At 67.2% G+C, this 26,735-nt stretch carries 23 protein-coding genes; 11 read left to right on the forward strand and 12 right to left on the reverse strand.

The genetic code is table 11. The features are described 5' to 3' along the window. Positions 1-77: 77 nt before the first annotated feature. The 6 genes from FMM06_RS06250 to FMM06_RS06275 form a co-directional block, all read right to left on the reverse strand. Positions 78-1,289, reverse strand: coding sequence for a hypothetical protein (locus tag FMM06_RS06250; RefSeq protein WP_144236426.1), 1,212 nt, complete (start codon positions 1,287-1,289; stop codon positions 78-80). Then, complete coding sequence (locus FMM06_RS06255; RefSeq protein ID WP_144236427.1) at positions 1,238-1,621, reverse strand: relaxase/mobilization nuclease domain-containing protein; 384 nt, start codon at positions 1,619-1,621, stop codon at positions 1,238-1,240. The genes FMM06_RS06250 and FMM06_RS06255 overlap by 52 nt, the downstream gene beginning before the upstream one ends. Beyond that, positions 1,618-1,932 carry a ribbon-helix-helix protein, CopG family gene (locus tag FMM06_RS06260; protein ID WP_144236428.1) on the reverse strand — a complete coding sequence of 105 codons (315 nt, stop codon included), beginning with the start codon at positions 1,930-1,932 and terminating at the stop codon, positions 1,618-1,620. Before FMM06_RS06260 ends, FMM06_RS06255 begins: the two co-directional genes overlap by 4 nt. A 330-nt stretch (positions 1,933-2,262) precedes the next feature. Further along, positions 2,263-2,976, reverse strand: coding sequence for a hypothetical protein (locus FMM06_RS06265; RefSeq protein WP_144236429.1), 714 nt, complete (start codon positions 2,974-2,976; stop codon positions 2,263-2,265). Then, positions 2,973-3,749 (reverse strand): P-loop NTPase family protein, encoded by a 777-nt coding sequence (locus FMM06_RS06270; protein ID WP_144236430.1) that lies wholly within the window; start codon positions 3,747-3,749, stop codon positions 2,973-2,975. The genes FMM06_RS06265 and FMM06_RS06270 overlap by 4 nt, the downstream gene beginning before the upstream one ends. Beyond that, complete coding sequence (locus FMM06_RS06275; protein WP_144236431.1) at positions 3,746-4,162, reverse strand: hypothetical protein; 417 nt, start codon at positions 4,160-4,162, stop codon at positions 3,746-3,748. Before FMM06_RS06275 ends, FMM06_RS06270 begins: the two co-directional genes overlap by 4 nt. Before the next feature lie 182 nt (positions 4,163-4,344). Between FMM06_RS06275 and FMM06_RS06280 the strand changes: the two genes are divergently transcribed. Further along, a complete protein-coding gene (locus FMM06_RS06280; RefSeq protein WP_144236432.1) occupies positions 4,345-5,232 on the forward strand; it encodes a hypothetical protein in 888 nt (295 codons plus the stop codon). Between the two features lie 117 nt (positions 5,233-5,349). Here the strand turns inward: FMM06_RS06280 and FMM06_RS06285 are convergent, their stop codons facing one another. Continuing rightward, complete coding sequence (locus FMM06_RS06285; protein ID WP_144236433.1) at positions 5,350-6,648, reverse strand: SLC13 family permease; 1,299 nt, start codon at positions 6,646-6,648, stop codon at positions 5,350-5,352. A 77-nt stretch (positions 6,649-6,725) separates the two neighbouring features. Between FMM06_RS06285 and FMM06_RS06290 the strand changes: the two genes are divergently transcribed. Next, on the forward strand, positions 6,726-7,604 hold the full coding sequence (locus FMM06_RS06290) for a hypothetical protein (RefSeq protein ID WP_144236434.1): 879 nt from the start codon (positions 6,726-6,728) through the stop codon (positions 7,602-7,604). On the opposite strand, the gene FMM06_RS06295 is transcribed toward FMM06_RS06290, so the two are convergent. Next, positions 7,601-8,644, reverse strand: coding sequence for a LacI family DNA-binding transcriptional regulator (locus tag FMM06_RS06295; RefSeq protein WP_144236435.1), 1,044 nt, complete (start codon positions 8,642-8,644; stop codon positions 7,601-7,603). The two genes, FMM06_RS06290 and FMM06_RS06295, sit on opposite strands and share 4 nt — an antisense overlap. A 115-nt stretch (positions 8,645-8,759) precedes the next feature. Here FMM06_RS06295 and FMM06_RS06300 point away from each other — a divergent pair, with 115 nt between their 5' ends. The 7 genes from FMM06_RS06300 to FMM06_RS06325 all read left to right on the forward strand — a co-directional run bounded on the left by FMM06_RS06300 (position 8,760) and on the right by FMM06_RS06325 (position 17,913). Beyond that, on the forward strand, positions 8,760-9,767 hold the full coding sequence (locus FMM06_RS06300) for an arginine N-succinyltransferase (RefSeq protein WP_144236436.1): 1,008 nt from the start codon (positions 8,760-8,762) through the stop codon (positions 9,765-9,767). 11 nt (positions 9,768-9,778) lie between these two features. After that, a complete protein-coding gene (locus tag FMM06_RS06305; RefSeq protein WP_144236437.1) occupies positions 9,779-10,843 on the forward strand; it encodes a nuclear transport factor 2 family protein in 1,065 nt (354 codons plus the stop codon). Continuing rightward, the gene (locus tag FMM06_RS06310) at positions 10,840-11,916 is read left to right on the forward strand and encodes a nuclear transport factor 2 family protein (RefSeq protein WP_144236438.1); all 1,077 of its coding nucleotides are present in this window, start codon (positions 10,840-10,842) and stop codon (positions 11,914-11,916) included. The genes FMM06_RS06305 and FMM06_RS06310 overlap by 4 nt, the downstream gene beginning before the upstream one ends. Continuing rightward, positions 11,913-12,539: a hypothetical protein gene (locus FMM06_RS16725; RefSeq protein ID WP_185965066.1), complete on the forward strand. Its 627-nt coding sequence runs from the start codon at positions 11,913-11,915 to the stop codon at positions 12,537-12,539. The genes FMM06_RS06310 and FMM06_RS16725 overlap by 4 nt, the downstream gene beginning before the upstream one ends. Further along, a complete protein-coding gene (locus tag FMM06_RS06315) occupies positions 12,536-13,960 on the forward strand; it encodes an MFS transporter (RefSeq protein WP_185965067.1) in 1,425 nt (474 codons plus the stop codon). Before FMM06_RS16725 ends, FMM06_RS06315 begins: the two co-directional genes overlap by 4 nt. Continuing rightward, positions 13,957-15,030, forward strand: a complete 1,074-nt coding sequence (locus tag FMM06_RS06320) for an ester cyclase (RefSeq protein ID WP_144236440.1) — start codon at positions 13,957-13,959, stop codon at positions 15,028-15,030. Before FMM06_RS06315 ends, FMM06_RS06320 begins: the two co-directional genes overlap by 4 nt. 117 nt (positions 15,031-15,147) lie before the next feature. After that, entirely contained in the window at positions 15,148-17,913 is a 2,766-nt protein-coding gene (locus FMM06_RS06325) for a TonB-dependent receptor (RefSeq protein ID WP_144236441.1), read from the forward strand. On the opposite strand, the gene FMM06_RS06330 is transcribed toward FMM06_RS06325, so the two are convergent. The 4 genes from FMM06_RS06330 to FMM06_RS06345 form a co-directional block, all read right to left on the reverse strand. Next, the gene (locus FMM06_RS06330; protein ID WP_144236442.1) at positions 17,910-19,964 is read right to left on the reverse strand and encodes a beta-galactosidase; all 2,055 of its coding nucleotides are present in this window, start codon (positions 19,962-19,964) and stop codon (positions 17,910-17,912) included. The genes FMM06_RS06325 and FMM06_RS06330 overlap by 4 nt on opposite strands. A 4-nt stretch (positions 19,965-19,968) precedes the next feature. Continuing rightward, complete coding sequence (locus FMM06_RS06335) at positions 19,969-22,254, reverse strand: TonB-dependent receptor (RefSeq protein WP_185965068.1); 2,286 nt, start codon at positions 22,252-22,254, stop codon at positions 19,969-19,971. A 241-nt stretch (positions 22,255-22,495) separates the two neighbouring features. After that, positions 22,496-23,341 carry an ester cyclase gene (locus FMM06_RS06340; RefSeq protein ID WP_144236444.1) on the reverse strand — a complete coding sequence of 282 codons (846 nt, stop codon included), beginning with the start codon at positions 23,339-23,341 and terminating at the stop codon, positions 22,496-22,498. Continuing rightward, positions 23,338-24,435: an ester cyclase gene (locus FMM06_RS06345; RefSeq protein ID WP_144236445.1), complete on the reverse strand. Its 1,098-nt coding sequence runs from the start codon at positions 24,433-24,435 to the stop codon at positions 23,338-23,340. The genes FMM06_RS06340 and FMM06_RS06345 overlap by 4 nt, the downstream gene beginning before the upstream one ends. Before the next feature lie 97 nt (positions 24,436-24,532). On the opposite strand from FMM06_RS06345, the gene FMM06_RS06350 reads away from it, so the two are divergent. Together FMM06_RS06350 and FMM06_RS06355 are read left to right on the forward strand one after the other, a co-directional pair. Beyond that, entirely contained in the window at positions 24,533-25,492 is a 960-nt protein-coding gene (locus tag FMM06_RS06350) for a nuclear transport factor 2 family protein (RefSeq protein WP_144236446.1), read from the forward strand. Next, positions 25,489-26,727 carry an MFS transporter gene (locus tag FMM06_RS06355; protein ID WP_144236447.1) on the forward strand — a complete coding sequence of 413 codons (1,239 nt, stop codon included), beginning with the start codon at positions 25,489-25,491 and terminating at the stop codon, positions 26,725-26,727. Before FMM06_RS06350 ends, FMM06_RS06355 begins: the two co-directional genes overlap by 4 nt. The last annotated feature ends 8 nt before the right edge of the window (positions 26,728-26,735 follow it).

Genomic DNA, 26,735 nt, shown 5'->3' on the forward strand with positions numbered 1-26,735 from the left:
TCATGTTGGCGATCGACGCCGAGTGATCGCGGCGGTCAAACCCGAACGGTACATAGGGGCGGAGTTGTTCAGGAGGCTCAACGCCCCCTGCCACGCTTCAGGTTGGCAAGCGCGTATGCAAGCGACCTGTCGGGATCGTCCGCACTTGGTCCGGACCGAACGACATCCGATGCGATCGGTACTGGCGCGACATCGTCAGAGGTCGGGTCGATCCGACCAGCGAACCGATCAGCTGGCGAGATCAACGGCGTCGATGCACGCCTTGGCTCGCTTGTGGCCACTTCAATTAGGGTCTTGGCTGGTAATGGAAGAACGGCTTCCTGACGCGCCCGCCATTCGGTCCACGTCCCTAGGGCAGGAATCGTAAGCGCCTTGCGTTCACCACTTTGCCGGTCCTTGAGTTCCAGCCTGCGAGGCTGGGTAACGGTGGCGGCAAAGATTTCGCGCGCAACCGATCGGTTGGCCGCCGGCAGATCGTGGACGAACATCTGACGCTCCAGCTTCAGCGCCGCCGACAAGCGCCTAGCTTCCTCGCGGTGTTTTGCTACGAGGCGCCGTCGAACTGCCGAGTTTCGCGCACGCAGCTGACGATGTTCAGCCCGGGCGACGGCATATGCACGACGCATTTCATCCTCTGCAGACCTAGGCAACGTCGCCGATCCGGTCGGCGTCGGCGACCGGATCGCTTCAAGACATTCGCGCAGCGACAGAGTGTCGGCGATGGTTCGGTCCTGAAGTGCCTTCAGGCCGTAGCCTACGCCATCGATATCAAGCGCAGAGGCCGCAATGTTGTTCTTGGAGTCTCGGACATCGACGAGTCTCAAGCCGCTCGGCGGATCGACATTTGGATCCTTCTTCGGTCGGTAGAACGGTTCGAGTTTGACGCCATGTTGGGCGAGCGCGGCTTGCCGTGCCTGCCAGGTCGGCTTACTCAGCGCGTCCCGCAGGACTGGAGCAACGTCGAGCAGACACCGTGCACCGGTGCGCTCATTGTACTTGGCCTTCTTCGGATCGACCGGCCGGCTCTCACCTGCAAGTCGAGCTTTCTGTGACTGTTCGGGCGTCCGCAGTTCCCGCAGGCCGTGACGTTTTTCGAACGCACGGCAGACCATGATGATGCGCTTCTGGATGAAACTGTCCCATCGTCTCGTCGTGTAGTCCGCCGGGTTCAGCTGCGCCTTGATGGCGGGCGTCAGCGGCCCCGTGCGCGGGAGCGATTTGCTGGAGGCGCCGGGCTTCAGCGTGTACCGGTCCGGGGGAGTGCGACCGGTCTCGGATCGATGATGCACAAGGCGCCGTGCGCATGATGATACGCCTTGTCGTGGTGCTCGACGAGGACGGCCTGATGCGACGTCATCAGGAGTTCGGCCTTGATCAGCCCGAACAGTTCACGCCAGCGTGCTTGGTCCATCTTGTCGCCGTCTTCGATGGCAGCACTCAGCGAGATCTGCAGCACCGGTTGCGAGATCTGCGGTGCCATCCGCGACGTGGCCTGCATCTCGGCGCCTGCGTGTTCGACGCTCGAAACGCCGGAAAGCTCGATCACGGTGTGATCGCGCTTCTCGGTGAGGTAGTCGAACAGGCCGTCGAAGTCGCTACCGCGCGTGTGTTCGCCGATCACAGCAACGTCCTCACCGCAGCGCGCAGGTCGGCGACCAGCGCCGTGATCTCGGCAGCAGTGACGGGGTCGCCGGTGTTCAGCGCTCGTGCGATCTGGTTGCCGTTGACGCCGAGCTTGTTGATCGCAGCGTGATGTTCGCGCGACAGGACGATGCGGGTGCCGGCCGTGCTCACCAGGCGCCGGATGAGTGCGGCGCGCGATAGGCCGGTATGCCGCTGGAGCGCGTCGAGCTCGGCGAGCTCGGCATCGTCCCAGCGCACGCCGACGTTGTGGTTGCGGACACGGGTTTCGCTGCCGCGTTGGTGTGGCATTTCATTTTTCCAGTATTGTACAGGTGGTGGCGCGGGGTCCAGGGCGGCGGTAGCCCCGGCAAGGGACGTCGAAAAACACAAAGGGCGGGTGACAAAGCGAAGCGCCAGAACCCTTCCCGACCGGCCGTGAGGCGCGGTTGTGTTTCGACACCCCTTGCTAATTCCTTCTCTATTCTTCCTGCCTGCAATTTGGTGGAGATCGCGGCGGCGTCGACGACCGAAGCCGTGCAATCCTTCCGCAATGACGGTCGATCGCAGCCTGTCTATCGACCCAGGGTGATAGGATTTCAGGTCGTCGAGGGAGAATGAAAGGCAGCTTTTCACCGGCTGTCATCGCGCATAGCGCTGGCTGCACCGGCGCATCGCGCGGCGATCGTCGGCAAGTGCTCGGCATTTCGACAGCGCCGCGACGACGGGTTCGAGATCCTTCGTCATCGCGATATCGGGGATCTTTGCTGTCGCCCACTGTGCGATTTCCAGCTGACCCAATCGCGCCCGGTCGCGGCCTACGGCCATTGCTTGCCGGTCAGACGAAGACACTCCGGGGACCGGTATCCACTCACTTTTCTGAGCGACAACTACCATCAAGAATGTCAGCGCGGCAGTCACTGTAACCGTGAATGCTGTCCGGGCCGCAACCTCAACTCGCCTGTTTGCCGTCGCGGAATGCAGACTATCGAAGGCCGTCGAAACAGCCTCGTTGACCTGCTTTTGCTGCATGTTGGGTGACGCAGCGTGCAGACGACCAAACGTCGTCAAAACAGCCTCGTCGATCTGCTTCTGCACCTCCTCCGCAGCTCGGATGACGCGCAGTTGAAAGCGTCGCTCCAGCTCGAAAGAGGTTCGATCGATCCAGTTCTGGAGCCGATCATTGGTGCGACAGGTTGCGACGACCGCCTGGACGAACTCTTCGACGTGGAGCTCGCTGGTTTGAAACGCAGGGTGCATCGACGCGAAGTCACAGTCTGCATCCTGAAGTTCGACTGACTTTAGGGCTCGGCCGATTTGGCCTTCAACCTGTGTTTTCCAGTTGGCTGTCGTCATCGGATCAACTCCAATGCTTTGAAGACGCGGCGAAGTTCGGTAGCAACCTCCCAGAGGTATACCGTCAGCCTGAACCTCACTCGCCCCGGAACATCGCTATTCGAAAGTGCGTCGAGGAAGCTCAGCTTGAGGTTCATCGGATTGACCTCGAAGTAGCTGACAACTTTGTCGTCGAGCTTTCCGATGTTGGCCTCGGTCCCCCCGCTTTTCAGGAACTCCGCGCGAGTTTCGGTGCCACGCCAGAAATCGAACGCGTCGCTCCTGCCAAAGCGATTGTTGAGGACCACGAGGGTGTCTTGGGCATCGACAACCAGGCCAGTAGCCTTGAACTGGTTGGGAGAGTCGTAGGTTGGCTCCATCACAAATACGCGGATAAGACGCATGTTTTCGGCACTCGCCGCTGCCCGTAGGGCTGGCATCTGCGAGCCAAGTCGGGCGCCGGCACCAGCCGGCAAATCGACCAGGAGACTGGTCGCCCGTTGCCCTCCCATGGCGTCGAGCACGACGTCGAAACCCGTGTCGTTTGTCGCGTCGGTTTGCGTTGTATTTGAAGGGTGGAAGCGAAAGAGGTGAGGGTTGTTTGGGTCGCCGTCCACACCCGCCCACTGCACCATCTCAAGCTGCAGAAAGTACGCGAAAAGACGGGCGACCCACGACTTGCCAACGCCGCCCTTGATACCGTCGAAGAATATCGCGGCCAGGATCACCAATTCAATCGAGGGCGGGTTCACAGGCAGTTGTGCGCGCCCCTGATTGCTATTGCCGTCGCTCACAGGTCACCTGCGCGCGTGTCAGTGATGAAGAGCGGACCTGCACTGACCGCAGGTTCCTGGTGAGGTCGAATAGCCGTGGGCGCAGGAGTTGCCGGCTTGCGCACCTTGCGAGGCTTCGTCACTGGCGCGTCTGCCGATTCCGCAGCGACCCGTTCTGCCTCGACGCGGTCGGCCTCCTTGCGGGCAGCGGTCAGCGCTTCCTTGAACATCGGCGGCGTGATGCCGTGGCGCTCCAGGAACTTGGTGAACCCCTCGACAGCGAGGATCGCCGGCGACTTTGCGTTGGGGTCTTTGGCCAGAAACACGGCGGCGATCTCGAGGGCTGTGGACCGCCTGGAGGCGACGGCTCGGCTCTCGACATAAATCCGCGCAAATGCCTCGACATCCTCAACAAACTGGTGTTTGGTATCCATAGTTCGGTCCTCCGCGACAAGATCGTCGGACCAAACGTAAACACCGATTTCGACCCCGAAATCGTCCCCCGAAAATCAGAGCAATAGGTTAACGAACAGTGACTTTCATCACGAGGTTCGCGGAGACCTATACCGAGAGACCATCGAAACGAGACAGAGGGCTGTTTCCGGCCTCAGCGTGCATGAAGGCTTTCGAACTCGTCGGATACGAGATCTGGGACCTCGACTTCGTCGAGAAGATAGCCATTCCTGCGATGCAGAGGGCATGTGTGGCTTTCGTCGATGAAGCAACGACGATGAGCGAGCCCGTCGATCCAACTATGGATATCCGCGACCTGAAGGTCGAAAATCACCTGAAGCGCATGGAGAAGCACGCGACAGCCTTGCACGATAGCGCAGAGATGCTGAGCCAGATTGCCGCCAGCTACGCGGCCCGAGGCATGCTCGATCGAAGCATAGAGGTCGAAGAATTGCTTCATCGCTTGAGCGGTGCCTTGAGCGCTGACTACCTGATCGTCAGCGAGGCAGAACGGGATAGCATCAGGCGCGCTGCAGCCCCCCATCGCGACCCGCGACTTCCGGGCCTGTTCGGTACGAGCGGTTTTGCGGCAGCTGTTTCGCTGGCCAATCGCGTTCAGCACGAGCTCAGCGATGCCGCGACAATGGCGGCAACGCGTAACCCGCGTGGGGCGCCGAGCTACCCTTCGGAAAAGCGCCTCGTCAATCTTATGGCGGATATCTACCGGCAGGCCTTCGACCTAGTGCCTAGCGCTGGGCATGGGCTCCGGACTGCGAAGAAGGCCAAGGCTGCTCCAGGCTCAGACGCACTAATCGTTCCACCACCGAGCCGAAACTCTCCGTTCTGCCGCTTCGTCGAGGACGTGTATCTCCAGATGCAGCTCAACCTGAACGAGGCCGGGACGATCCGCTTCGATTGCCCCGCGCCGACGACCATCGCTTCGCACATGGCAGACGGTCCTTATGCGAAGGCGAAGGCAAGTTCACCAGCACCTCGAACCTGGCTGGCCTGGGTTTTGAAGGACCGGAAAGCTGCCGAAGTCAAAAATTAGCGCCAAGGCTGCCTGTGCATTTGCGTGTGCCAATCGAATGTGCCAAAAGAGCGCCGGGCTTTGCGAAAACAGTGACTTAGCGTTTTTTTGAAATTGGTCGGGGATCCTGTCTCCCCGCTAAAACGGAAAGAACGCGGTGATCGCGGCGATCGCGACCGCGAAGGTGATCAGGTTCAGCGGCAGGCCAACGCGCACGAAGTCCATGTAGCGATAGCCGCCCATCTGATAGACGATAACGTTGGTCTGATAGCCGAACGGCGTCGCAAAGGCTGCACTGCCCGCCATCATGACCGCCAGAATGAACGGGCGCGGGCTGACGCCAAGGCTTTCCGCCAGCGCCACCGCGATCGGCGTAACCAGCACTGCGACCGCGGCATTGGACAACAGCTCGGTCAGCACCATGGTCAGCCCGTACAGGATGATCAGCGCGGCGAGCGGGGTAAGCCCGGTCAGGCCGTCGACCAGCCCGCGCGTCGCCGTTGTCGCGAGGCCGCTTTCGTCCATCGCGATGCCGATCACGACCATGCCGGCGATCAGCATGAGAACCTGCGGGCGCAGGCCGCCATAGGCCTCGTCGGCGGAGATGACGCGGAGCAGGATCAGCAGCACCGCGCCGGCGAAGGCGGACGCGGCGATCGGCGTTACTTCCAGTGCAGCGAGCGTCACCACGCCGACGAAGGTGACCAGTGCGATCGCCGCCTTGGCCGGCCGGAGGGGCCGCGGCTCCTTGAACAGTGCCGCGTCGCCGACCTGCGCGCCCGGCGATCCGCTGAGGTCGAAACTGTCCTGCGGTGTCGCGGTCGTGCGGCTGCCCAGCAGCCGGCCCGAGAACAGGAAGATGTAGAGCGCGCCCGCCAGGGCCATCGGCACCCCGACCGGGGTCATCTCGAACAGGCCGAAGCGCGGCTGACCCGCCGCCCGCGCCATGTCGTCGACCAGCAGGTTCGTCGACGTGCCGATCAGCGTGCAGCAGCCGGCCAGCACCGTAATGTACGACAGCGGCATCAGGAAGCGCCGCGGTTGCAGGCCGAGCGTCTGCGCCACCTCGCGGATCACCGGCGCGCCCAGCACGACGATCGGCGTCGAGTTCATGAAGGCCGAAAGGCCGCCCGCGCCGAGCAGCAGCAGCCAGATGCCCGCCGCACCCGCCCGCCGGCACAGCGCGACGCTGCCCGCGATGGCCCGGTCGAGAAGGCCCGACAGTTCGAGCGCGTAGGCGATGACGAACAGCGAGGCGAGCGCGATGATCGCCGGACTGGCGAAGGCACCCTGCACTTCGACCGGGCGCACGACGCCGCTGATCAGCAGCACCGCCGCGCCCGACAGTGCGACGATATCGGCACGCACCTTGTCCCAAATCAGCGCGGCGACCACCGCGGCCAGCACGACCAGCGTCAGCACCTGATCGGTCGTCACGCGCCGCGTCCCGGGTTCGGCCTTTGCACCATCGCGCCTGCTATGGAGCATTGCGTTGATCTTGCTAAGGTCTTGTCATGCTCGAACCCAGCCCGCGCAGCAGCCGCCTGGCGATTGCCGCCAGCCTTGCCGCCGTGCTGGCATTGGGTGGCGGCGGCTATCTGCTCGGCCGTGCGACTGCCCCGGAGCCGGTACCCGTCGCTGCGCCGACTGAAGCTCCAGCGCCGGTCGCGCCGCTGGAGGTCGAGGTGCCGGTCGAGCGTACCCTGCGCCGCGCCGATCTGATCGCACTGGGTGCCGCCGCAGCGGACGCGTTCGCAGGCGGCACGGCGCTGCCGGAGGACATGCGCGAACGCGCCGGTCAGCAATTCGAGCTGTCGTTGCCGTTCGGCTGCGACGGCCCGGCGGCCGCGGGGTCCGACGCGCCGCTGCGCTGGCGCTACGACGAGACGGCGAAGGTGCTGCGTGTCCATGTCGCCCCCGCAACCTGGACGCCGCCGGACGGCTGGCAGGACCCGGCGGAAGCGACCGAGGCGATGGAGGGCTTCTGGATCGCGCAGCCCTGGACGTCGCGCGAGACCTGCACGCCACCGGGCGTTGCCGCTCCCGCGACCCCGCCCGACCAGACCCTCGGGATCGTCCAGCTGGTCTTTCCGGACACGCCGCGCCAGGTGAGGCGCGACGGGAAGCCTTACGAGGCCGTCCTGCGTGTCGCGCCCGACGCCGTCGACCTAAGCCAGGGGCTGCGGATCCGGCTGACCGGGCGGATCGGCCGCTTTCCGGACGACGCGCCGGTCCGCTGCCGCCAGCCGGGCGGGCGCGACCAGCGGCCGGTCTGCCTGATCGCCATGCGGATCGAACAGGTCGCGATCGAAAACCCCGTCACCGGCGCGGTCCTGTCGACGTGGCAGCCGACCGGGGATACGCCGTCGCCTGCGGGGCCGGACACGCCCTAATCTGGCGCGACCGCCTTCGCCGACCCGCCCGCCTCCAGCTCGCACGAGATCAGCCGCGTCTCGAAGGCGATCCTGGGCGTTTCGATCTTGCGCATGATCGTCTCGAACGCCGCATTGGCGAGCTGCGGCAGCGGCTGGCGCATCGTCGTCAGGCGGTAGCGGTCCCAGGTGCCGGCGGGCACGCCGTCGAAGCTGGCGACCGACAGGTCGTCGGGGACATGGAGCCCGCGGCTTGTCGCCTCATCGATCGCGCCGATCGCGGTGATGTCGTTGATGCAGACCAGCGCGGTGACCGGGCGTTTGGCGGTCAGCACCTCCGCCGCGCCGGCACGCCCGCGCTCGTAGCCGAAATCGCCGATCGCGGTGACGACATCCTTGCGCGGGATCCCGTGGGCGGTGAGCGCGTCGTAGATGCCCTCGGCGCGGTCGTTTGCGAGCGTCGAGCGCTGCGGACCCTCGATCATCCCGAAGGCGCGGTGGCCGAGGCCAAGCAGATGCTCGCCGAGCATCCGCCCCGCGGCGCGATGGTCGCAGCTGACCAGGCTGACCGGGTAATCGGCGCGCGGCGAGTTGTAGAGCACGAGCGCGACGCTTTGCTGCTCGAGGATGCGCGCGTCGGCGGCGGAGATCGCGGTGAGCGAAAGCACGCCGTCGACCTGGTACGACAGGATCTGGTCGACGACGTCGGAGACCAGCGCCGGATCGTCGACGGTGAACAGCATGACCCGCTGCCGGTGCGCATCGGCGGCATGCGACAGCTCCGACAGCACCTCGGGGAAGTGCGAATTGGTGTTGGTCGTCATCAGGATCGCGATGACGTTCGACCGCCGCGTCAGCAGCGCCTGCGCCATCGCGTTGGGGCGGTAGCCGAGCTCGCGTGCCGCGGCGAGCACGCGCTGGCGGACGTGCGCCGAGACGCTGCCGTCGCGAAAGGTCCGCGACACCGCCGATTCGGAAACGCCCGCGATTGCGGCGACGTCGATCGCGCGCGTCCGCTTGTGATCGGCGGTTTCGGGGGCAGGGGGGCGGTTTCGAGCCATCCGCTAGCGATAGTTTTCCTTGCAATCGGTTGCAACTGTTTTGCCGTCTTGCTTTCAAAATTGCACGGTGGCAGCGTGACCTTGGCGCGGCGTTCGGCCGGGCAGGGGGATATCCGTGAACTGCTCGGGCGGGGCCTGTGTCAGGACGGCGCGTGTCGACGATCTCGATGCGCTGTTCGATCTCGCGGCGTCGGGCGGCAACGGGTTGACCAACCTGCCCGCCGACCGCGATGCGCTTGCAGCGAAACTCGCCGCCAGCGTCGAGGCGGTGGCGTCGCCCGCCCGGCGCGAGGCGGGTGCCGCGATCATGCTGATCGTCGAGTCCGGCGGGCGCGTGGTCGGCACCAGCTGCGTGTTCGCGCGCGTCGGCGCCGAATGGCCCTTCTACTCCTATCGCCTGACGCGCCAGGCGGCGCGCTCGCTCGCGGTCGCGCGGATGCAGGCGCAGACGCTGCTCAACCTCGCCAACGACTTCGACGGCGAGGCGGAGGTCGGCGGGCTGTTCATCTCACCCGCCGCACGCGGCAGTGCACTTGGCGCGCTGGCGGCGCGCGCGCGCTATCTGTTCATCGCGACGCACCGCGACTGGTTCGGGCGGCGCGTCATCGCCGAGCTGCGCGGCTGGCAGGACGCCGAAGGCCGCTCGCCGGTTTGGGAGAGCATCGGGCGGCATTTCTACGCGATGGACTTCCACGAGGCCGACCGCACCGGCGCGCTGGCGGGCAACCAGTTCATTGCCGACCTGGGGCCGCGCTATCCGCTCTATGTCTCGCTGCTGCCGCCCGAGGCGCGCGCCGCGCTCGGCCGCCCGCATGACGACGGCCGCGCCGCCTACGAGATGCTGGTCGCGGAGGGTTTCGCGACCGGCGATTACGTCGACATCTTCGACGGCGGGCCGACGGTGGTGGCCGACATCGACACCGTCCGCACGGTGCGCCAGTCGCGTCGCATCGAGGTCGCGGGGCTCGCCACCGGCGGCGCGTGCGTGCTCGCCGCGACGGGGCAGGGTGCTGCCTTTCGCGTCGCGCGCGGCCATGTCACCGAGGACGGTGCGGTCGACACCGCGCTCGCCGCGACGCTGGGCATCGCCCCCGGCGACGCGATCACCGTGGTGCCGGCGTGAAGGAACCCGCGATGCTGCCTTTCGCTCTGCCCGAACGCCCGGCGGTCACCCGCATCCGCCAGCGTGACACGCGCGAATTGCGCGGGAGCCCCGGGCCGCGCATGCAGTCGATGGCGGGGTTCGAGGATCAGTACAGCGACATCGTCGACTATATCGTGCGCATCACCGACGAGATCTGGGTCGATCGCGCCATCGGGCGGATCTACGACACCTATGACGCGGGGTGCGTGATCTATTCGTCGTACGGCGTCGTACGGTCGGTCGAGGATGTCGTCGCGTCGACGGTCATGACGCTGAGCGGCTTTCCTGATGGCGAGGCGCACCACCTGAACGTCGCGTGGAGCGGCGACGAGGCGGCGGGCTTCTACACGTCGCACCTCGGCTATTCGCAGTCGACCAACCTGGGGGCGAGCGCCTATGGCCCGGCGACGGGCAAGCGCGTTGGCCTGCGTTTCTGTGCCGACTGCATCACCGCCAACAACCGCATCCATACCGAATGGCTGGTTCGCGACAATGGTGCGCTGGTCCGCCAGCTCGGCCTCGACCTGCACGACACCGCACGCCGCGTCGCCGAAGCGCCGCGCGGCGAAATCCTGACATTGTCGGTCCCGACGCGCATGGACGGGCAGGCGCCGCGCCGCTGGTACGACGGCCCGACCGACACGGTGCAGGGCTGGGTCGCGCATCATTTCGACCAGATCTGGAACGGCCGCCGCCTCGACCATATCCCCTTCCACTACGCCGCCGACGCTGTGGCGCACTGGGCGGGCGGGCGCGTCGCGAGCGGGCCGCGCAACATCGGCGCGCTGATCATCGGGCTGCTCGCCAGCCTGCCCGACAGCACGATCCGCATCGAACACGTCAGCTGGTCGGACGAGACCGACGGTGTCATCGTCGCGGTGCGCTGGGTGCTCGAGGGCACGACACGCCCCGGCGGGATGCTCGGCGACGTGCCCGGCGGGCGGCCGGTGTTCGTCATGGGGGCAAGCCACCTGCGCTTCGGCGGCGGCATGATCGTCGAGGAATGGACCGTGTTCGACGAGGTCGGCGTGCTGGCACAGGCGTACCGCGCGTGACCTGGGACGCGCTGCCGGAGGTATTGTCGCCGGTCGGGCGGCCGATCGCCGACGTGCTGGCGGAAGGGCCGCGACGGCAGGACCTGCCGGGGTTCCAGCCCGTCTACCGCGACTTCGTCGACTACATCATGCGATGCACCCACCGCATCTGGGAGGAGAAGAACATCGGCCTGTGCCGCACGCACTATGGCGCGGATGTCGTGATGCACACGCTGAACGGCCCCGCACGGGGCGCCGAGGCGGTGGTGCAGGGGACGATCCAGTCGCTCGCGATGTCGAGCGACCGGCAGGTGATCGGCGAGGACGTGATCTGGTCGGACGACGGGCTGGCCGACGGCGGGCGCCTGTACAGCTCGCACCGCATCACCAGTCAGATGACGCACATGGGCGATGACGCGATGCTGGGCGCGGCGTCGTGGCGCGGCATCGGCGTGACGACGATCGCCGACTGCGCGTGCCGCGAAAACCGCATCGTCGAGGAATGGCTGGTCCGCGACAACTGGCGCGCGTTGGCGCAGGTCGGCGGCGATCCCTGGGCGGTGGCGCAGGAATGGGCGGCGGTGGACCGCGAGGGTGACCAGTCGCGCCACGACTGGCGCACCGCGGCGATCGCGGCGGTGCGCGGGGCGGACTGCGCCATCCCCGACGGGCACCCGGCCGAGGCTCCCGCCGCGATGCTGCGCGCGGCGTTCCGCGACGATCAGTACGGCGATGCCGCTGCGGCGCTGTCCCCGGCGTGCGAGGTGCGCTGGCCGTCGAACCGGCACGGCTATGGGCGCGGTTACTGGATCGGCTGCGCGACGCAGCTGCGCGCCATGCTCCACGACGCCGCGGTGCGGATCGAGCATGTTGCGGCGCGGCCGCTGCCCCACGGCGACACGGCGGTGGCGCTGCGCTGGTCGCTGACCGGCGTGCATCGCGGTCCCGGTCTGTGGGGGCTGGGAACGGGGCGCGAGATCCTGATCCTTGCCGTGTCGCACTACCGGCTAAGGGGCGGGCGCATCGTCGAGGATGTGACGGTGTTCGACGAGCTCGCGGTGCTTCGGCAGGTCGCGAGAGGGCTGGGGGCATGAGCGCTGCCGCGCTGGGCGCACTTGTCGGCGGAGCGCGCGACGCTTTGGTGCTCGGTGCGTGCCGCCTCGAAAGCGGCGGAGTCGACGCGTTCGGCAGCGAGGCGGTAATCGACGCCTTTCGCCGTGCGCCGCTGTCGCTCGACGGCGCGACCTTGATCGAAAGCGCGCGTGGCGCCGCCCTGTTAACCGAAAGCGAGGCCGTTTTTGCCGACCTTTACGGCGACCAGATCGGTCGCCTGTGGCGCGTCGGCCAGGCCGACCCCGGCACCCCCGAACCCGCCGTCGCCGTCGCCTTCGATCCCGACCTCGCGCAGGCGCGTGCATCGGTGCTCTTCGCGGCGAGCGACCATCCGGGCCTCGCCCCCGACGGCGTCCCGCGCGTCGAGGCAGCCAGCCGCTCGATCATCGACGACCCGGCGCAGTTCCGCGCCCGCGCCTTCGTCGTGCGGGCGTTCGGCGACGCGCAGTCGGGCGCGGCGCTGTACGCTGTCCACGGCCTCGCTGCCGGAGTTGTCCGGACTCCTTCGCTGATCATGGCCGCAGCCTGCTGGAAAGACGAAGTTTTCCGGATCGTCCGCGATCCCCCGGCGACGCACGTCGGTCGCGTCAGGATCGCGGGGTGAACGCCCCGCCGCTGACCCGTCGCCTGAAGATCAGCTACGGCCTCGGCAGCACCGCGGAAGCCGTGGCGATCACCGCGACGAGCAGCTTCCTGCTGCTGTTCTACAATCAGGTCCGCGGCCTCGACGCGAGCCACGTCGGCATCGCGCTGGCGGCCGGGCTGTTCGTCAACGCGGTATTCGACCCCCTCGTCGGGTCATGGTCGGACCGCACGCGCTCGAAGCTCGGGCGGCGGCACCCGTTCATGTACGCGTCGATCCTGCCCGCGGCGCTGTGCTTCTACGCCGTGTTCAACCCACCCGCGTTCGGCGAGATGGGCCAGCTGGTGTGGCTCGCGGTGATGAACACGCTGCTGCTCCAGGCGCTGACGCTCTACCACACGCCGCACCTCGCGCTCGGCGGCGAGCTGTCGGACGATTACCTCGAACGCTCGAGCGTCATGGGCTTCAACACCTTCTGCCTGTGGATCGGCGACTCGCTCGGCTGGATCCTGTCGTTCCGGGTGTTCTTCGCAGCCTCCGAGGGCTTCCCCAACGGCGCCCTCGACCCGACGCGCTGGCCCTTGTTCTCGACGACGATCGCCGCCGCCATCTTCGTCCTGCTGCTGTATTCGAGCTGGTCGACGCGGTCGCGCATCCCCTATCTGCCGGTGCCTGCCGCCGACACGCCCGGCTTCGGCCTGCGCGAGCTGTGGCGCGACGTCCGCCGCGCGCTGTCGAACCGCAATTACGTCATGCTGCTGATCGGGCTGTTCTTCATCTCGATGATGGTCGGGGTGCGCACTGGACTGTGGCTGTATGGCGCGACCTATTTCTGGCAGCTGACCAACGACGACATCAGCTACTTCGTCATCGGCAGCTTCGCCGGCTATCTGTTCGCCGCCTTCGTTGTGAAGCGCCTGCACGCGCGCTTCGACAAGCGCTGGACGGGGATGTTCGCGCTGCTGCTCTACGCCATCGGCCCGGCGCTGCCGTTGGCGCTCGGCTGGCTCGGCATCCTGTCCGCCGACACGCCTGGCCTGTTGTGGATCCTGATCGCCTTCTCGGTGCTCCAGCACGCGCCGTACAGCGTGATGACCACGACGATCTATTCGGCGCTCGCCGACATCGCCGACGAGAACGAGCTGAAGTTCGGGATGCGGCAGGAGGGCGTGCTGTTCTCCACGCGCACCTTCTTCGCGCGCGTCGACCAGGCGCTCGGTACAGCGGTCGCGGGCGCGGTGCTCAGCTTCATCGCCTTCCCGGCCAAGGCGACGCCGGGGCAGGTCGACCAGGCGGTGCTGATGGGGCTGGCGGCGGCATTCGTGCTGTCGACCATCCCCGGGCTGATCGCCGCAATCTTCTACGGCCAGCTGCGCGTCACGCGCGGCAGCTATGACGCGACGCGAACTGCGCTGGCCGAAAAAGCCGCTGCCGCCGCATGACCCAAGGGAACGAGATGGACCGCTACGCCGCCAACAAGATGCTCGTCGCGCGCTTCCTGCACGAGGTCGCCGACGGCGACGACCTTGCGGGCACGCTGGCGCGCCATTGCCACGCCGATTGCCGGTGGGAGATCTTCCACCCCTTCAACTCGGTCTTGGGGCTCGAGGCGGTCGCGGCGCAGTTCTGGCAGCCGCTACGCGCCGCGTTCCCCGACTATGAGCAGCGCCTCGGCTGCGTCATCGGCGGCACCTACGAGGGTCGCGAGCAGGTCAGCACGCTGGGTCATGTCATCGGCACCTTCGACGCGCCGTGGCTGGGCATTCCGGCGACGCGCGGCCTCGCGTTCCTGCGCTTCGGCTTCAACGCGGTGATCCGCGACGGGCTGATCGCCAAGGCGTACATCCTGCTCGATATCGTCGACCTAATGCGCCAGGCGGGCGTCTATCCGTTCCGCCGCATGCCCGGCTCGTCCGAGCAATGGCCGCTGCCGCCGCAGGGTACCGGCGCTACCGCCGACGCCTATGCCGGCGAGGCGGGCGGGCGCACCATGGGCATTGTCCGCGAGATGCAGAGCGGCCTGCCCAAGCCGCAGGAAATCCCGACGCTGGCGACCAGCCCCAGCAAGCACAGCCACCACTGGCATCCCAACATGAACTGGTACGGCCCTGCCGGCATCGGCTCGATGCGCGGCCAGCGGGGCTTCCGCGACTTTCACGGTTCGCTGTTTCTCCAGGCGTTTCCCGATCGTGGCGGGGTGCCGCGCGTGCCCGGCGGGCCGGAGGATGCGCCCGGCCATTACATCCAGCTCGGCGACGGCAATTATGCGGTGACCGGCGGCTGGCCCTCGCTCGTCGCGACGCATCTCGGCGCCGAATGGCTCGGCCTGCCGCCGACCGGGCGGCGGGTCGAGATGCGGGTCGCCGACTGGTACCGCGTCGATGCGGCCGGGCTGATCATCGACAATTGGGTGATGATGGATATCCCGCACATCGTCCACCAGATGGGCCTCGATATCTTCCACGACCTGCAGTTCATCACCGATCCGGCGCGGCAACGGTGGCCGGAATGACACGCTCGCGACACGAAACGACGCCGACCAGCCGATAAAGTCGATGCAACCGATTTCACGCACGTTGACCGGCATTGCTTGGCGGTGTGCACTCCCGGTCAATTAAAGGGGGACTTCATGCACATCGAAAGCCGCGCCGCCCGTCTTCGTATCGCGCTTGCCGCATCGACGATTCTCGCATCGTCGCTGGCCCAGCCGACGTTCGCGCAGACCGCCGCACCCGCCGAGCCCGCCGCCGCGCCGGTCGAGCTTGCGGCCGCCGAGATCGACGGCGGTGAGATCATCGTGACCGCCCAGCGTCGCGCCGAGCGCCTTCAGGATGTTCCCCTGTCGATCAGCGCGATCAGCGGCGACGCGCTGCGCAACGCTGCGGTGACTTCGGCAGACCGGCTCGAGCAGCTGGTGCCCGGCATCCGCCTTGGCCGGTCGGGGTCGGACCTGCGCCCCGCAATCCGCGGTACCTATACCGAAAACGTCGCGGCGAACGGCGACCCGCGCATCGGCATCTATGTCGACGATATCTACCAGTCGCGCACCAGCCAGGTGCCGCCGATCGTCGATCTGCAGCGCGTCGAGGTCCAGAAGGGGCCGCAGGGCACGCTGTACGGACGCAACAGCTTCGGCGGCAATATCGCCTTCTTCTCGGCCGTCCCGACGGACGAGTTCGCCGCCGGCATCGACGGGCTGTACGGACGCTACAATCACGCGCGGCTGGAGGCGTTCATCAACACGCCGATCGCGCCGGGCATCTCGTTCCGCGCCGCGGGCCTGTACGAGCAGGACGACGGCTACATCAAGAACATCGGCACCGGCAACGACCTCGGCCGCGAGAAGCAGTGGTTCGTGCGTGGCACGCTACGCCTCGCGCCGACGTCGATGGACGACCGGCTCGAAATCCTGCTGCGCGGCTCGTATCTCGATCTGGGCGGCTCGGGCCTCGGCGGCTTTGGCTACAAGGTGCTGGGGTCGGAGGTCGACGCGTCGCTGATCACCGCGCCCGGCGGTTCGATCACGCGGAACGGCGTCACCTATCAGCTGCCGACCGGCTTCAACGGGTCGAGCTTCACGGGCACCGGGACAAGCATCGATACGCGCTACCGCGACGGCATTCCCGACATCAACGGCGCCGACGTCGGCATTCCGACGATCGCCGACCCGTACACGGTCAACTATGCCGGCGACGTCTTCCGCGACGGCGACCAGCAGCAGTACAGCGCGGTGATCAATTTCGATGCCGGCCCGGTGCGCCTGCGCTCGATCAGCAGCTACACCGATTTCGAACTGGTGCGGACGGGCGGCAGCCTGACCCCCGTGCTGCTCAACTATTCCTATCAGCAGACCGCGGCGCGGACCTTCACCCAGGAAATCCAGCTGCTGTCGAACGACAAGGACAGCCCGCTGCAATATGTGCTGGGCGGCTATTACCTCAACGACCGCGTCCGCGAGGTCGCCGTGACCAACCAGAACCGCAGCTACGTTACCGCGACCGCGCCGGTCGGCCAGCAATATTATACCTTCGGCTTCAACTATCTGCCCGCCGCGGGCACGGGCCTCAACCAGACCTTCGCCTATGACGGGTTCAGCGCGGTACAGCAGAAGACCAAGTCGTACGCAGGCTATGGCCAGCTGTCGTACACCTTCTTCGAAAAGCTGACCGCCACCGCCGGCATCCGATATACCGAGGACCGCAAGACGCTGCTCAGCTCGCGTTTCAACCGCGCCGCGACGGGGGCGGGCAGCTATTTCGCGCACGATATCGAACAGCCGATCGACTATGCCTGCGGCGGCTTCATCCCCGCCAGCCCGCGCTCGGTCTCGGCCGACCCGACGGCGATCGCGCAGGCGTATAATTTCGTGTGCGGGAGCAACAAGGACAGCTTCACCACCTATCGCGGCGCCCTCGATTACAAGTTCGATCGCAACCACATGGTCTACGCCAGCTATTCGACCGGCGTGCATTCGGGCGGCTTCAACACCGGGCCGGTGACGATCGGCGGCGTGCCGACGCTGCTGCCGTTCGCGCCCGAGAAGGTCGACGCCTACGAGGTCGGCGCCAAGAATACGTTGCTGGACGGCACGCTGACCTTCAACGTCGCGGCATTCTACAACCGCTACCGCGATCTCCAAGCGCAGACCTCGATCCCCAATCCCAACAATCCGCTGACCGGCGTCATCGCGCTGGTGCAGAACATCGGCAAGGATCGCGCCTATGGTCTCGACGTCGAGGCGCTGATCCGTCCGACCGATCGGCTGACCGTCAACATCGCCTTCAACTATCTGAACGCGCGCGAGATCGACTATGCGGTCAACACCTTCGAATTCGGCGGTGCGGCGACTTTCTGCAATGTCACGACGAGCTGCACGGCCGCATCAGGCGAGCGCAACACGGTGCAGGGCACGCCCTTCCCGAACTCGCGCACCGATCCGAACCGCTTCGTGCCGATCCTCGATCCAAACGGCCAGCAGATCGTCATCGGCGGGGTGCCGCAGTTCAAGTACGTGATCGCCGGCAAGGGCCTCGACGGCACCGTCTACAAGTCGAAGAAGGCGTTCTCGCCCGACTATACCGTGCAGATGGGCATCGCCTATGCGATCGACCTCGGCAGCGCGGGGTCGCTGACGCCCGAGGTGCAGACCTATTTCAACGGCGGCTACATCCTCACCGACCTGACGCCTGACTATGGCAACCAGAAGGCCTATACTAAGACCGACCTGCGCCTGACCTTCCTGACCGCCGACGAGCGCTTCCGCGTCCAGGCGTTCGTCAACAACATCGAGGATACCGCGGTGATCACCCGCGCGGTGTACGGCAACCACCGCTCACTGCTGACCAGCTTCGCCCAGCCGCGCACCTACGGCGTCCAGGTCGGCGTGCGCTTCTAGCGCTCGCCGAGGACCGCGACGCCGAAGCGGGGGAGGGTCAGTCGGTCGGTGGTGCCGCCTGCCAGCAGGTCGCGATAGGCGCGTGGCAGGCCGATGGTAACCGGTGTCGTCCCCCAGTTGACGAGGACATGAACACGCCCGCGCGGCCCCTCGCGCGTCGTCGCCTCGACACCGTCGGGCAGGCCGGGGAACTGCGGCACGACCTGTGCGGCGGTGGCGGCAGCGCCGATCTCGCGGCGCAGCGACGGCGTGTCGAGCAGGGCGCCGATATAGGTGACGCGGCCCTTGCCAACCTTGCGGCTGACCACCCCGGGAAGGCCGTCGAGCCAGCCGTCGCCGCCGACGTAGCGCAGCCGCACCTCGACATCGGGCGCATCGATCGCCAGCCGCTCGGCCCAGATCGAGGCGGCCGCCGGTCCCGCAGGTCCGTCGAGCGCCAGCGCGCCCGGCGGCGGGATGTTCGCCTGGTCGACATGCGCGCCGATCAGCGCCGCCAGCGGCCCCGGCTGGCCGGGCTCCCACAGCGAGCCGCTCTCATCCTTGACCCCTGAACGTGGGCCCAGGACGAGGTGCCCGCCGCCGCGCACATAGGCGCTCAGCGCCGCGGCATCGGCGGCGGTCATGACGTGCAGCGCGGGCGCGACGACGAGCTTGTAGCGAGCCAGCCGGTCCGGACCGCGCAGCACCGCGATGCCGGTCGCGACAGGCTTCAGCGCGCCGTACCACGACGTGAAGACCTTCCACGCATCATAGTCCCTTGTCATCGTCATGCGCCGCAGCGCCCAGCGGCTGGGATAGTCGTGGAGCAGCGCGACATCGGCGACGGGCACGCTGCCACGCACCGCCTCGCCGACGCCCGCCAGCTCGCGCCCGACCTGCGCGGCTTCGGCATAGACCGGGGCAGGGCGCCCGCCTGCGTCGGTCAGCGCCCCGTGGAACTGCTCGATACCGTTGAGCGTCGGCCGCCACACCCAGAAGGCATAGCCGTCGGCGCCGTGGCCTACCGCCTGCCAGGCCTTCGCACGCAGCTCGCCCTTGGGTTCGGTGTAGTTGCGCTCGGCCCAGTTGGTGTTGCCCGCCGCGGTCTCCATCACCCAGACGTTCCGGTCGAGGAAGCCGCGGTACATGTCGTGGAGGAAGCCTGCGTCGGCGGGATCCACCACGGGCTCCCCGAAATACCAGTCCCAGCTGACGAGATCGAGCGGCTGCGCGGTCAGGCCGAAATCGAAATTATCGTATCGGCCGGTGTAGTTGTGCGTGATGAAGCGACCGGGTGCCAGGTGCGGGCGGATCGCGTCGATCTGCACCTGCTGATAGTCGCGCCACGCCTCGCTGAAGAAGCGCAGCCAATCGAGCGCCAGGCCCGGGTTGTCGCGTTCGTCGGGCACCGGGACCTGCGCCCAGTCGCTGTAGGTCTGGCTCCACGCGACGGTGAACCACGCCTTGTTGAGCGCGTCGATGGTCTTGTACTTCGCCGCAAGCCAGGCGTGCCACGCGCGCACGGCGGCGGGGTCGAAAGTCTCGCGCCCGTACTCGTTGTCGACCTGGAACCCAAGGATGCGCGGCGCGCGGCCATAGCGCTCGGCGAGCCTCGTCGCGATGCCGCGCGCCTTGTCGCGATACAAAAGGCTCGCGACCGAGGCGTGGCGGCGGGCACCGTGGCGGAGCGGCTTGCCCGCCGCATCGACGCCGAGCACCTCCGGATATTTCTGCGTGAGCCAGACCGGCGGCGCGGCGGTCGGCGTGCCGATGACGATGTCCAGCCCGTGCGCCCGCGCTGCCGCGATCGCCGCGTCGAGCCAGGCGAAGTCGTAGGCCCCCTCGCGCGGCTCCATCCGCGCCCAGGCGAACTCGCCGACACGGACAAAGGTGAAGCCGGCCGCCCTGATCAGCCTGAGGTCGGCGTCCCATGTCTCGGGTCCGCGCTGCTCCGGGTACCAGGAGACGCCGTAGTTGAGCGCCGCGCCCGCGGTGGCCGCAGGCAGCGCAGCGCCTGCCGGCGGGGCGGCGGCCAGCGTGAGCGCCAGCGCGACGACCAGCCGGCGGAGCACCGCCCTACTTACGGAAGCTGACGCGGATGCCGTAGAAGCGCGGTTCCTCGAAGCTCTTGTTCAGGCCCTGACTGCCGAACACGCCGCGGTTGGCGACAGCGACGTCGGTGACGTTGTTGACGAACAGGTCGACGCCGACCTTGTCGCCCGGCGACATCCACGCCAGGCGCAGGTCGAGCTTCGTGAAGCTGCGCTGGACGTCGATGACGGTGTTGTAGTCGGTGTTGAAATACTTGCCCGACATCACCGCGTTCGCCGACGGCGTGAAGGTGCCGATGCTGGTGACGATGTCGTAGCGCCCGCCGACGGTGACCTTGGTCGCCGGGGTGTAGGGGATCCGCTTGCCTGCCAGGCTGATGATCGCGCTCTCGCCGGGGGGCGTGGCATAGCCGCCCGGACGCGTCGTGTCGTACTCGTCGTAGCGCGTCTTGACGAAGGCGGCGGTGGCGTTGAGCGTCAGCTCGGGCACCGGCTTGGCGATCGCCTCGATCTCGACGCCAGTCGCATAGGCCTTGCCGGCGTTGCGGATCGCCGACAGCAGGATCGGCGGCGTTCCCGACAGGAAGCCATTCTGAATCTGCAGGTCGCGGAAGTCGTTGTAATAAGCCGCAACGTTGATCTGGAAGCGACCGTCGTCGAAGCGGTTCTTCGACCCGATCTCATACGCCCGCACGGTCTCCGGCGCGAACGCGAAGGGGATCAGCGGATTGGTGAACGCCGAGCCGTTGAAGCCGCCCGAGCGGAAGCCCGTCGAGACGCTGCTGTACAACAGGTTTTCGGGCGTGATGAAGTAATCGGCACCCAGCCGCCACGTGAACTTCTTGAACTTCTCGGAGCCCGAGAAGGTCGAGTTGGGCGTGACCGTGTCGACGCCGCGGATGATCGTGATGCCCTGCGACGCGAAGTTCTTGTCGTCGATCGTGTAGCGGCCGCCGGCGGTCAGGCGGATCGCGTCGGTGACGAAATACGACCCTTGCGCATAGGCGGCGTACGACTTGACCTTGGCGGTGTTCGGAAAACCGCTGCCGTTGAAGCCGTCGTTGATGTTGACGCGCTCCGAACGGAACTCGTCGATAACCTTGTCGTCGAAGTAAAACAGGCCGACGATCCACTGCAGCGGCTTTGTGTCGGCGCCGCCGATCTGGAATTCCTGGCTGAAGGCATCGCTGCTGCGGTTCTGCACCGACGCGCCGCCCGTCGGGCCGACGGGGTCGCCGGCGTTCGAGTAATAGTCGAACTGCTGATAGCTGGTGATCGAGCGCGCGAAGATGTCATCGTTCGACCAGCGGACCTGCGCCGAGCCGGCATATTGCTTGAGGTCGGCCTTCGCATCGAGCTGCGTCTGCGTGACATAAGGGTCGGGATTAACGCGCGTGCCGATGTCGATGCCGTTGATGTCCGGAATGCCGTCGAGCGGCACCGAGTTGACGAAGGGCACGTAGATGCCGTTGGTCAGCGAGCGGCGCAGGTTGACGGGGTCGTACAGGATGCCCGCGGGCTTGTAGCCAAATGCCTGGCCGCCGTTGCCGCCTTCCGACCAGTAATTGCCGCGCACGATGATCTCGAGGTTCTCGGTCGGGGCGTAGCGCGCGGTACCGCGGATGTAGCGCGTGTCCTTGTCGTACAGGTCGTTGCCCGGAACCACGATGTTCTTCACGAACCCGTCGCGCTTCTCGTAGTTCGCGGCGATGCGGACACCGAACGTCTCGGTCAGCGGAATGCTGACGAAGCCCTGGACCTGGATGCGGTCGTAGTTGCCGTAGATCGCCTCGGCACCGAAATCGAGCTCGTCGCCGGGGACCGCGGTGATCACCGAGACCGCGCCGCCGTAGGTGTTGCGGCCGAACAGCGTGCCCTGCGGCCCGCGCAGCACCTCGACGCGCTGCACGTCGATGAACGGCTGGCCGGCCTGCACGGCGCGGCTCTGATAGACGTCGTCGACGTAGAAGCCGATCGTCGGATCGGCGTTGCCGGCGACGTTCTCGGTCCGCACGCCGCGGATCGCGGGGCGCGCGTCGAAGCCCGACTTGCCGAAGTTGAAGCCCGGCGTGAAGTTGGTCAGGCGGCTGAGGTCGTTGGTGTCGGTGCGGCGCAGATCGGCCTGGGAGAAGGCGCTGATCGACAGCGGCACGTCCTGCAGACGCTCGGCGCGGCGCTGCGCGGTGACGACGATCTCGTCGATGCCGCCGGCATCATCGGCCACTGCGACTTCGGTGGGGGCGGGTGCGGGGGCCTGGGCAGATGCCGCCTGCGCGATACCGATCGCGAGCGCCGATACGCCGATTGCCAACACTCGTCCGCTGCGACTGCCGATCATATCTGGTCCCCTTATCCCGTCCTCGCAACTTTGCAGAAATGATTGCGGATGCAAGCGCGTTTTTGCGATCATTGCGCCGCAGGTTCAAACTTGTTTCCGCCTGTTGCGTAGAGGGCACAATCGCTTCGAAGTGAGCGATTAGCGCAATTCAAACGCAGGGCGGCGCACGCTGTGATGCCATGCCCGACGGGCAGTCCAGGCATCCGCATGCACGTTATCTGTAGGAGATAGCCGGGCGGTGCAGCTGCGTCGCGAGTGCAAGCGTGTCGAGCAGCGTGTCCTCGGCTTGCACCACTCCATCAATCAGGGTTAGCACGCTGCTACCGTGGCAGCGCACGCGGCGGCCTGTCGCGGCGACGCCGAAGCCGTCTGCCAGATGATGACCGTGGAGCCGCCACAGCAATGCGACGCGATCCGGCGCGACGATGGCGCGCTCGAACAGCAGCACGGCGTCGGGCAGGGCGGCGAACAGCTCGGTCAGCCACGCGGCCGCGGCTTCACCGTCTCCGCTACGACCGTCGGGCCCGGTCCAGCGTCGCGCGCCGATCTCGCCGAATGCGCGGCCGTTCCACACGCGGTGCACCGCGTGCGCGAGGTCGCGCGCCGCGTCGGGAAAGTCATGCGGCAGCGCTGCCTGCCGCGTCGTCGCGAATTGGCCGAGGCCGGCGCGCAGCTCGCCGAGCGGCGCATGGGCCGGCGACCCCGCACCGCGTCGCAACGCCTCCGCGCCGAAGTCGCGCCCCAGCGCCCGCGCGCGCGCCGCGCCGTCGCGGATCAGCGTCTCGGCGACGATGCGCTCGCCGTCGCGGCGCACCCAGCGATGCGCGCGCCAGCCGGCGGCGGTCTCGAGGACGATCATGTCGCCCAGGTCGTCGACGATGCGCACCGGGCCCGCGCCCTCTTCGGCGATCTCGGCAATCGCCGCGTCGCGGATCGCCGCACGGCCGCGCGTCCGGCCATAGTCGTCGTCGCGCCAGGCGCGATGGAGATAGGCATTTTCGACCGCGTCGAAGGCACGGTGGCTGCGAACCGCCGTCTCCAGTGCCGCAAGGTCGCTCACAACCCGCCCTCGATCTGGCGCAGCAGGGCGATCTCGTCGAACACAACTACCTCGTCGACGATACGCCCGCCCGCGATGCGCCAGTGCGTGACCGCCAGGATATAGATCGGGCGGCCGCTCGCCGCGCCATACAGCGCGTCGCCGTCGTGGGTGCCCGCCATCGTCCAGCGCACCGCAATGTCGTGCCCGCCGGGCGCCTCGTTGACCGCGACGTGATCGACCGCGAAGCGCGCGTCGCCGAAGCTTGCGCAGAGCGCGGCGGCCCAGCCTGTGATCTCGCCGTGCCCGAACAGCTCCCGCCCGCCGGGCGCCGCCAGCGTCGCGGCGGGGTCATAGGCATCGCGGATGCGCGCGAAGCGGCGGTGGTTCCAAACCGCGTCGAACAGCGCGTGCGCAAAGCCATGCGGGTCGCGCGTCGCGTCGGGCAGGGCAGCGGCGGGGAAGGGGGTGCGGGCTGCGTCGAGGATGCGCGCCATCGCCGCCTGCCGCCACGGTGCGGGGGCGGTGCTGCCATCGGCGCGGTCGGCAGCGGCCTGCGCGCGCGCGACGGTGCCGGGGTGCAGGCCGAGACCGAGGACGAGCGCACTGTTGTCGCGCACCAGCCATTCCTCGACGATGCGGTTGCCGGTGCAGATACAGTCGGCGATCGTCGTGTAGCCGACGCGCCGCCCCGTTGCGGGGCCAAATTCGGACGGCCCCAGGTTGGTGCCGCCGCCGCTGATGCGGTGCGAGGTCAGGAAGGTCTGCGCGCCGAGATCGGCCCAGATCACGGCTTCCGCGACCAGCGTCCGGTCGGGGAAGGCCGCGAGTGTCGCGACGGTGCCGGCGACGATGCCGTCGACGCCGACCTGCGGCCCGGTCATCAGGTGGACGCGGCAATCGGCCGAATAATGCGTCTCGATCAGCCCGACGTCCTTCTGCTCCCAGATGCGGTGGGTGCAGCGCACGATATAGTCGACGATGTCGGCGTAGTCGGCGTCGAAGCCGTCAATGCGCTGGCGGCGGGGTCCCTGCGGTGCGTGCAGCGCAGCGATGTCGCGCCCGTCGATGCCCGGCACGTGCGGCGCAAGTTCGATCAGCCGTGCCTCCGCCATGCCGCTCTCGCCCTGTCCGATTTCCGCCCGCCGATTTGGCGCTTTACGCCGACTGCATCCGAAATCAATATAGTGCAAGCGCGAGGGGGATCAGGTTTTGACCATCACCGACACGGCACGGCGGCTGCAGGCCCCTCTCGACGCGGGCGGACGCGCCGCGCCGCTTACCGCGGGACACGTGCTGCACGCCCCCTATCCGCTGGAGGGCAGCGACTGGGCCGGGCTGCTCGACACGCTGCTGACGAGCTTTCCGCAGGCCGAGGAGCGGGTCGACATCGTCGTCGCGGGGTCGTTCAAGGGCGGCGACTGGACGGCGAGCACGGGGCATGTCGCGGGGCTGTTCACAGCTCCGCTGTGCGGGATCCCGGCGACCGGCCTGCCCGCCTTCCTGCGCTTCGGACGCTTCGACCGCTGGGAGGGCGGCGCGATGGCAGAGACCTATCTGATCCTCGACCTGCCGGGGCTGATGATGCAGGCGGGCGTCTGGCCACTCGCGCGTCCGCTGGGAGCGCACATCCTCGCGCCCGGGCCGCGCAGCCGCGACGGCGTCGTTCTCGACGGCGGCAGCGACAGCGAGGCGCGCGCCAGTCTCGATCTCGTCGAAGCGATGATCGCCGGGCTGATGCGCTACGACGGCGCCAATCTGCCGAGCATGCGCATGATCGATTTCTGGTCGCCCGACTTCTGGTGGTTCGGCCCCGCGCCGATCGGCACGTTTCGGGGTCATGCGGACTATGAACGCGGCCACCAGCGGCCGTTCCTGACCGCCTTTCCCGACCGCATCGGGGGCGACCACAAGTGCCGCATCGGCGAACGCGGCTATGTCGCCTCGACGGGCTGGCCGAGCATCCGCGCGACGCATTCGGGGGGCGGCTGGCTCGGCCTGCCCGCGACGGGTAAGCGCATCGAGATGCGGGTCATGGATTTCTGGCGGCGCGAGGGTGAACGCCTGGTCGAGAATTGGGTGTTCATCGATATCCCCGACCTGTTGCGCCAGTTCGGTGTCGACGTCTTCGCCCGCATGGCCGAACTCGCACCCGCGCCGTACCGCGCATGAGCGTGCCCGACGCGGATGGCTGGCGCACCGCCGAATCGCTGCCGCTGCGCCACCGCGTTGCAGCCTTCGCGTTCCTGCTGGCTGGCTATTTCTGCTACGCCTGGACGTGGAACACCGTCGACATCCTGCGCCCCTACATCGCCGAAAGCCTCGCGCTGACCCGTACCGAGGCGGGGGGCATGTACAGTGCGATGGCGGGCGGTGCGCTGATCGGCTCGATCATCAATGGTCAGCTGGCCGATCGCTTCGGGCGGCGCAATGCGCTGGTCGTGGTAATGCTCAGCTTCGGGCTGCTGCTCGTCGCCGGCGCGTACGTCACGACTTATCCGCAGCTGCTCGTGCAGCGCTTCGCCCTCGGCTACTTCACCGGCACGATGTACCCGATCACCGTCGGGATCTACGTCACGCTGTTCCCGCCGCATATCCGGGGGCAACTCGCGGGCGTCGTGCTGGGCGTGTACAACGCAGCGGTCGCGACGCTCGGCGCGGTCAGTGCCTTGTTCCTAGATTCCGACTGGCGCATTCTGCTCTACGTTGGCGTCGTGCCAGCGGTGCTGGCGGGTTTCGCCCTGCTGATCATGCCCGACGACCGGCGGCTGATCCCCTATGGCGGCGTGCGCCACACCGGGCCGATCTCGAAGCTGCCGATCGTCGAGCTGTTCACCCCCGCGGTGCGCCGCCAGACGATGATGCTCGTGCTGATGTGCGGCCTCAATTTCTTCGCCTACCAGGCGTTCACCGGCTGGGTGACGACCTATCTGAAGGAAAGCCGCGGCTTCGACGGTGTCGCGATAGGGACGATCGTGTCGTGGCAGTTCTGGGGATCGTGCCTCGGCGGCTTCGCCTGGGGGTGGCTGGCCGACCGCTACGGGCGGCGCGTCGGGGCGATCGGCTTCGTCATCGCCGCGGCCATCGTGCTGTTCTACCTGCGCGCGCCGTCGTCAGTGGCGATCCTCGCAGCGTCGGGGTTCGGCTATGGCTTCGCGATCTCCGCCAGCGTGGTCTGGGGGCCGTGGCTGACCGAGCTTTACCCCGCGCATTTGCGCTCGACCGCGGCGTCGATCTTCAACTGGGGCCGGATCATCAGCTTCTTCGCCCCGCTGATCACCGCGCAGGTCGCCGACCGCTTCGGGCTGACGGTCGGCATGACGCTGGCGAGCGCCTGCTTCCTCGTCGCCGCGCTCGTCTGGTGGCGCATTCCGGAGACCGTGGTCAGGCGCGCGCGCGTCGGTTAGGGTCGGGT

This window comes from Glacieibacterium frigidum, from assembly GCF_007097155.1.
GTDB lineage: Bacteria > Pseudomonadota > Alphaproteobacteria > Sphingomonadales > Sphingomonadaceae > Glacieibacterium > Glacieibacterium frigidum.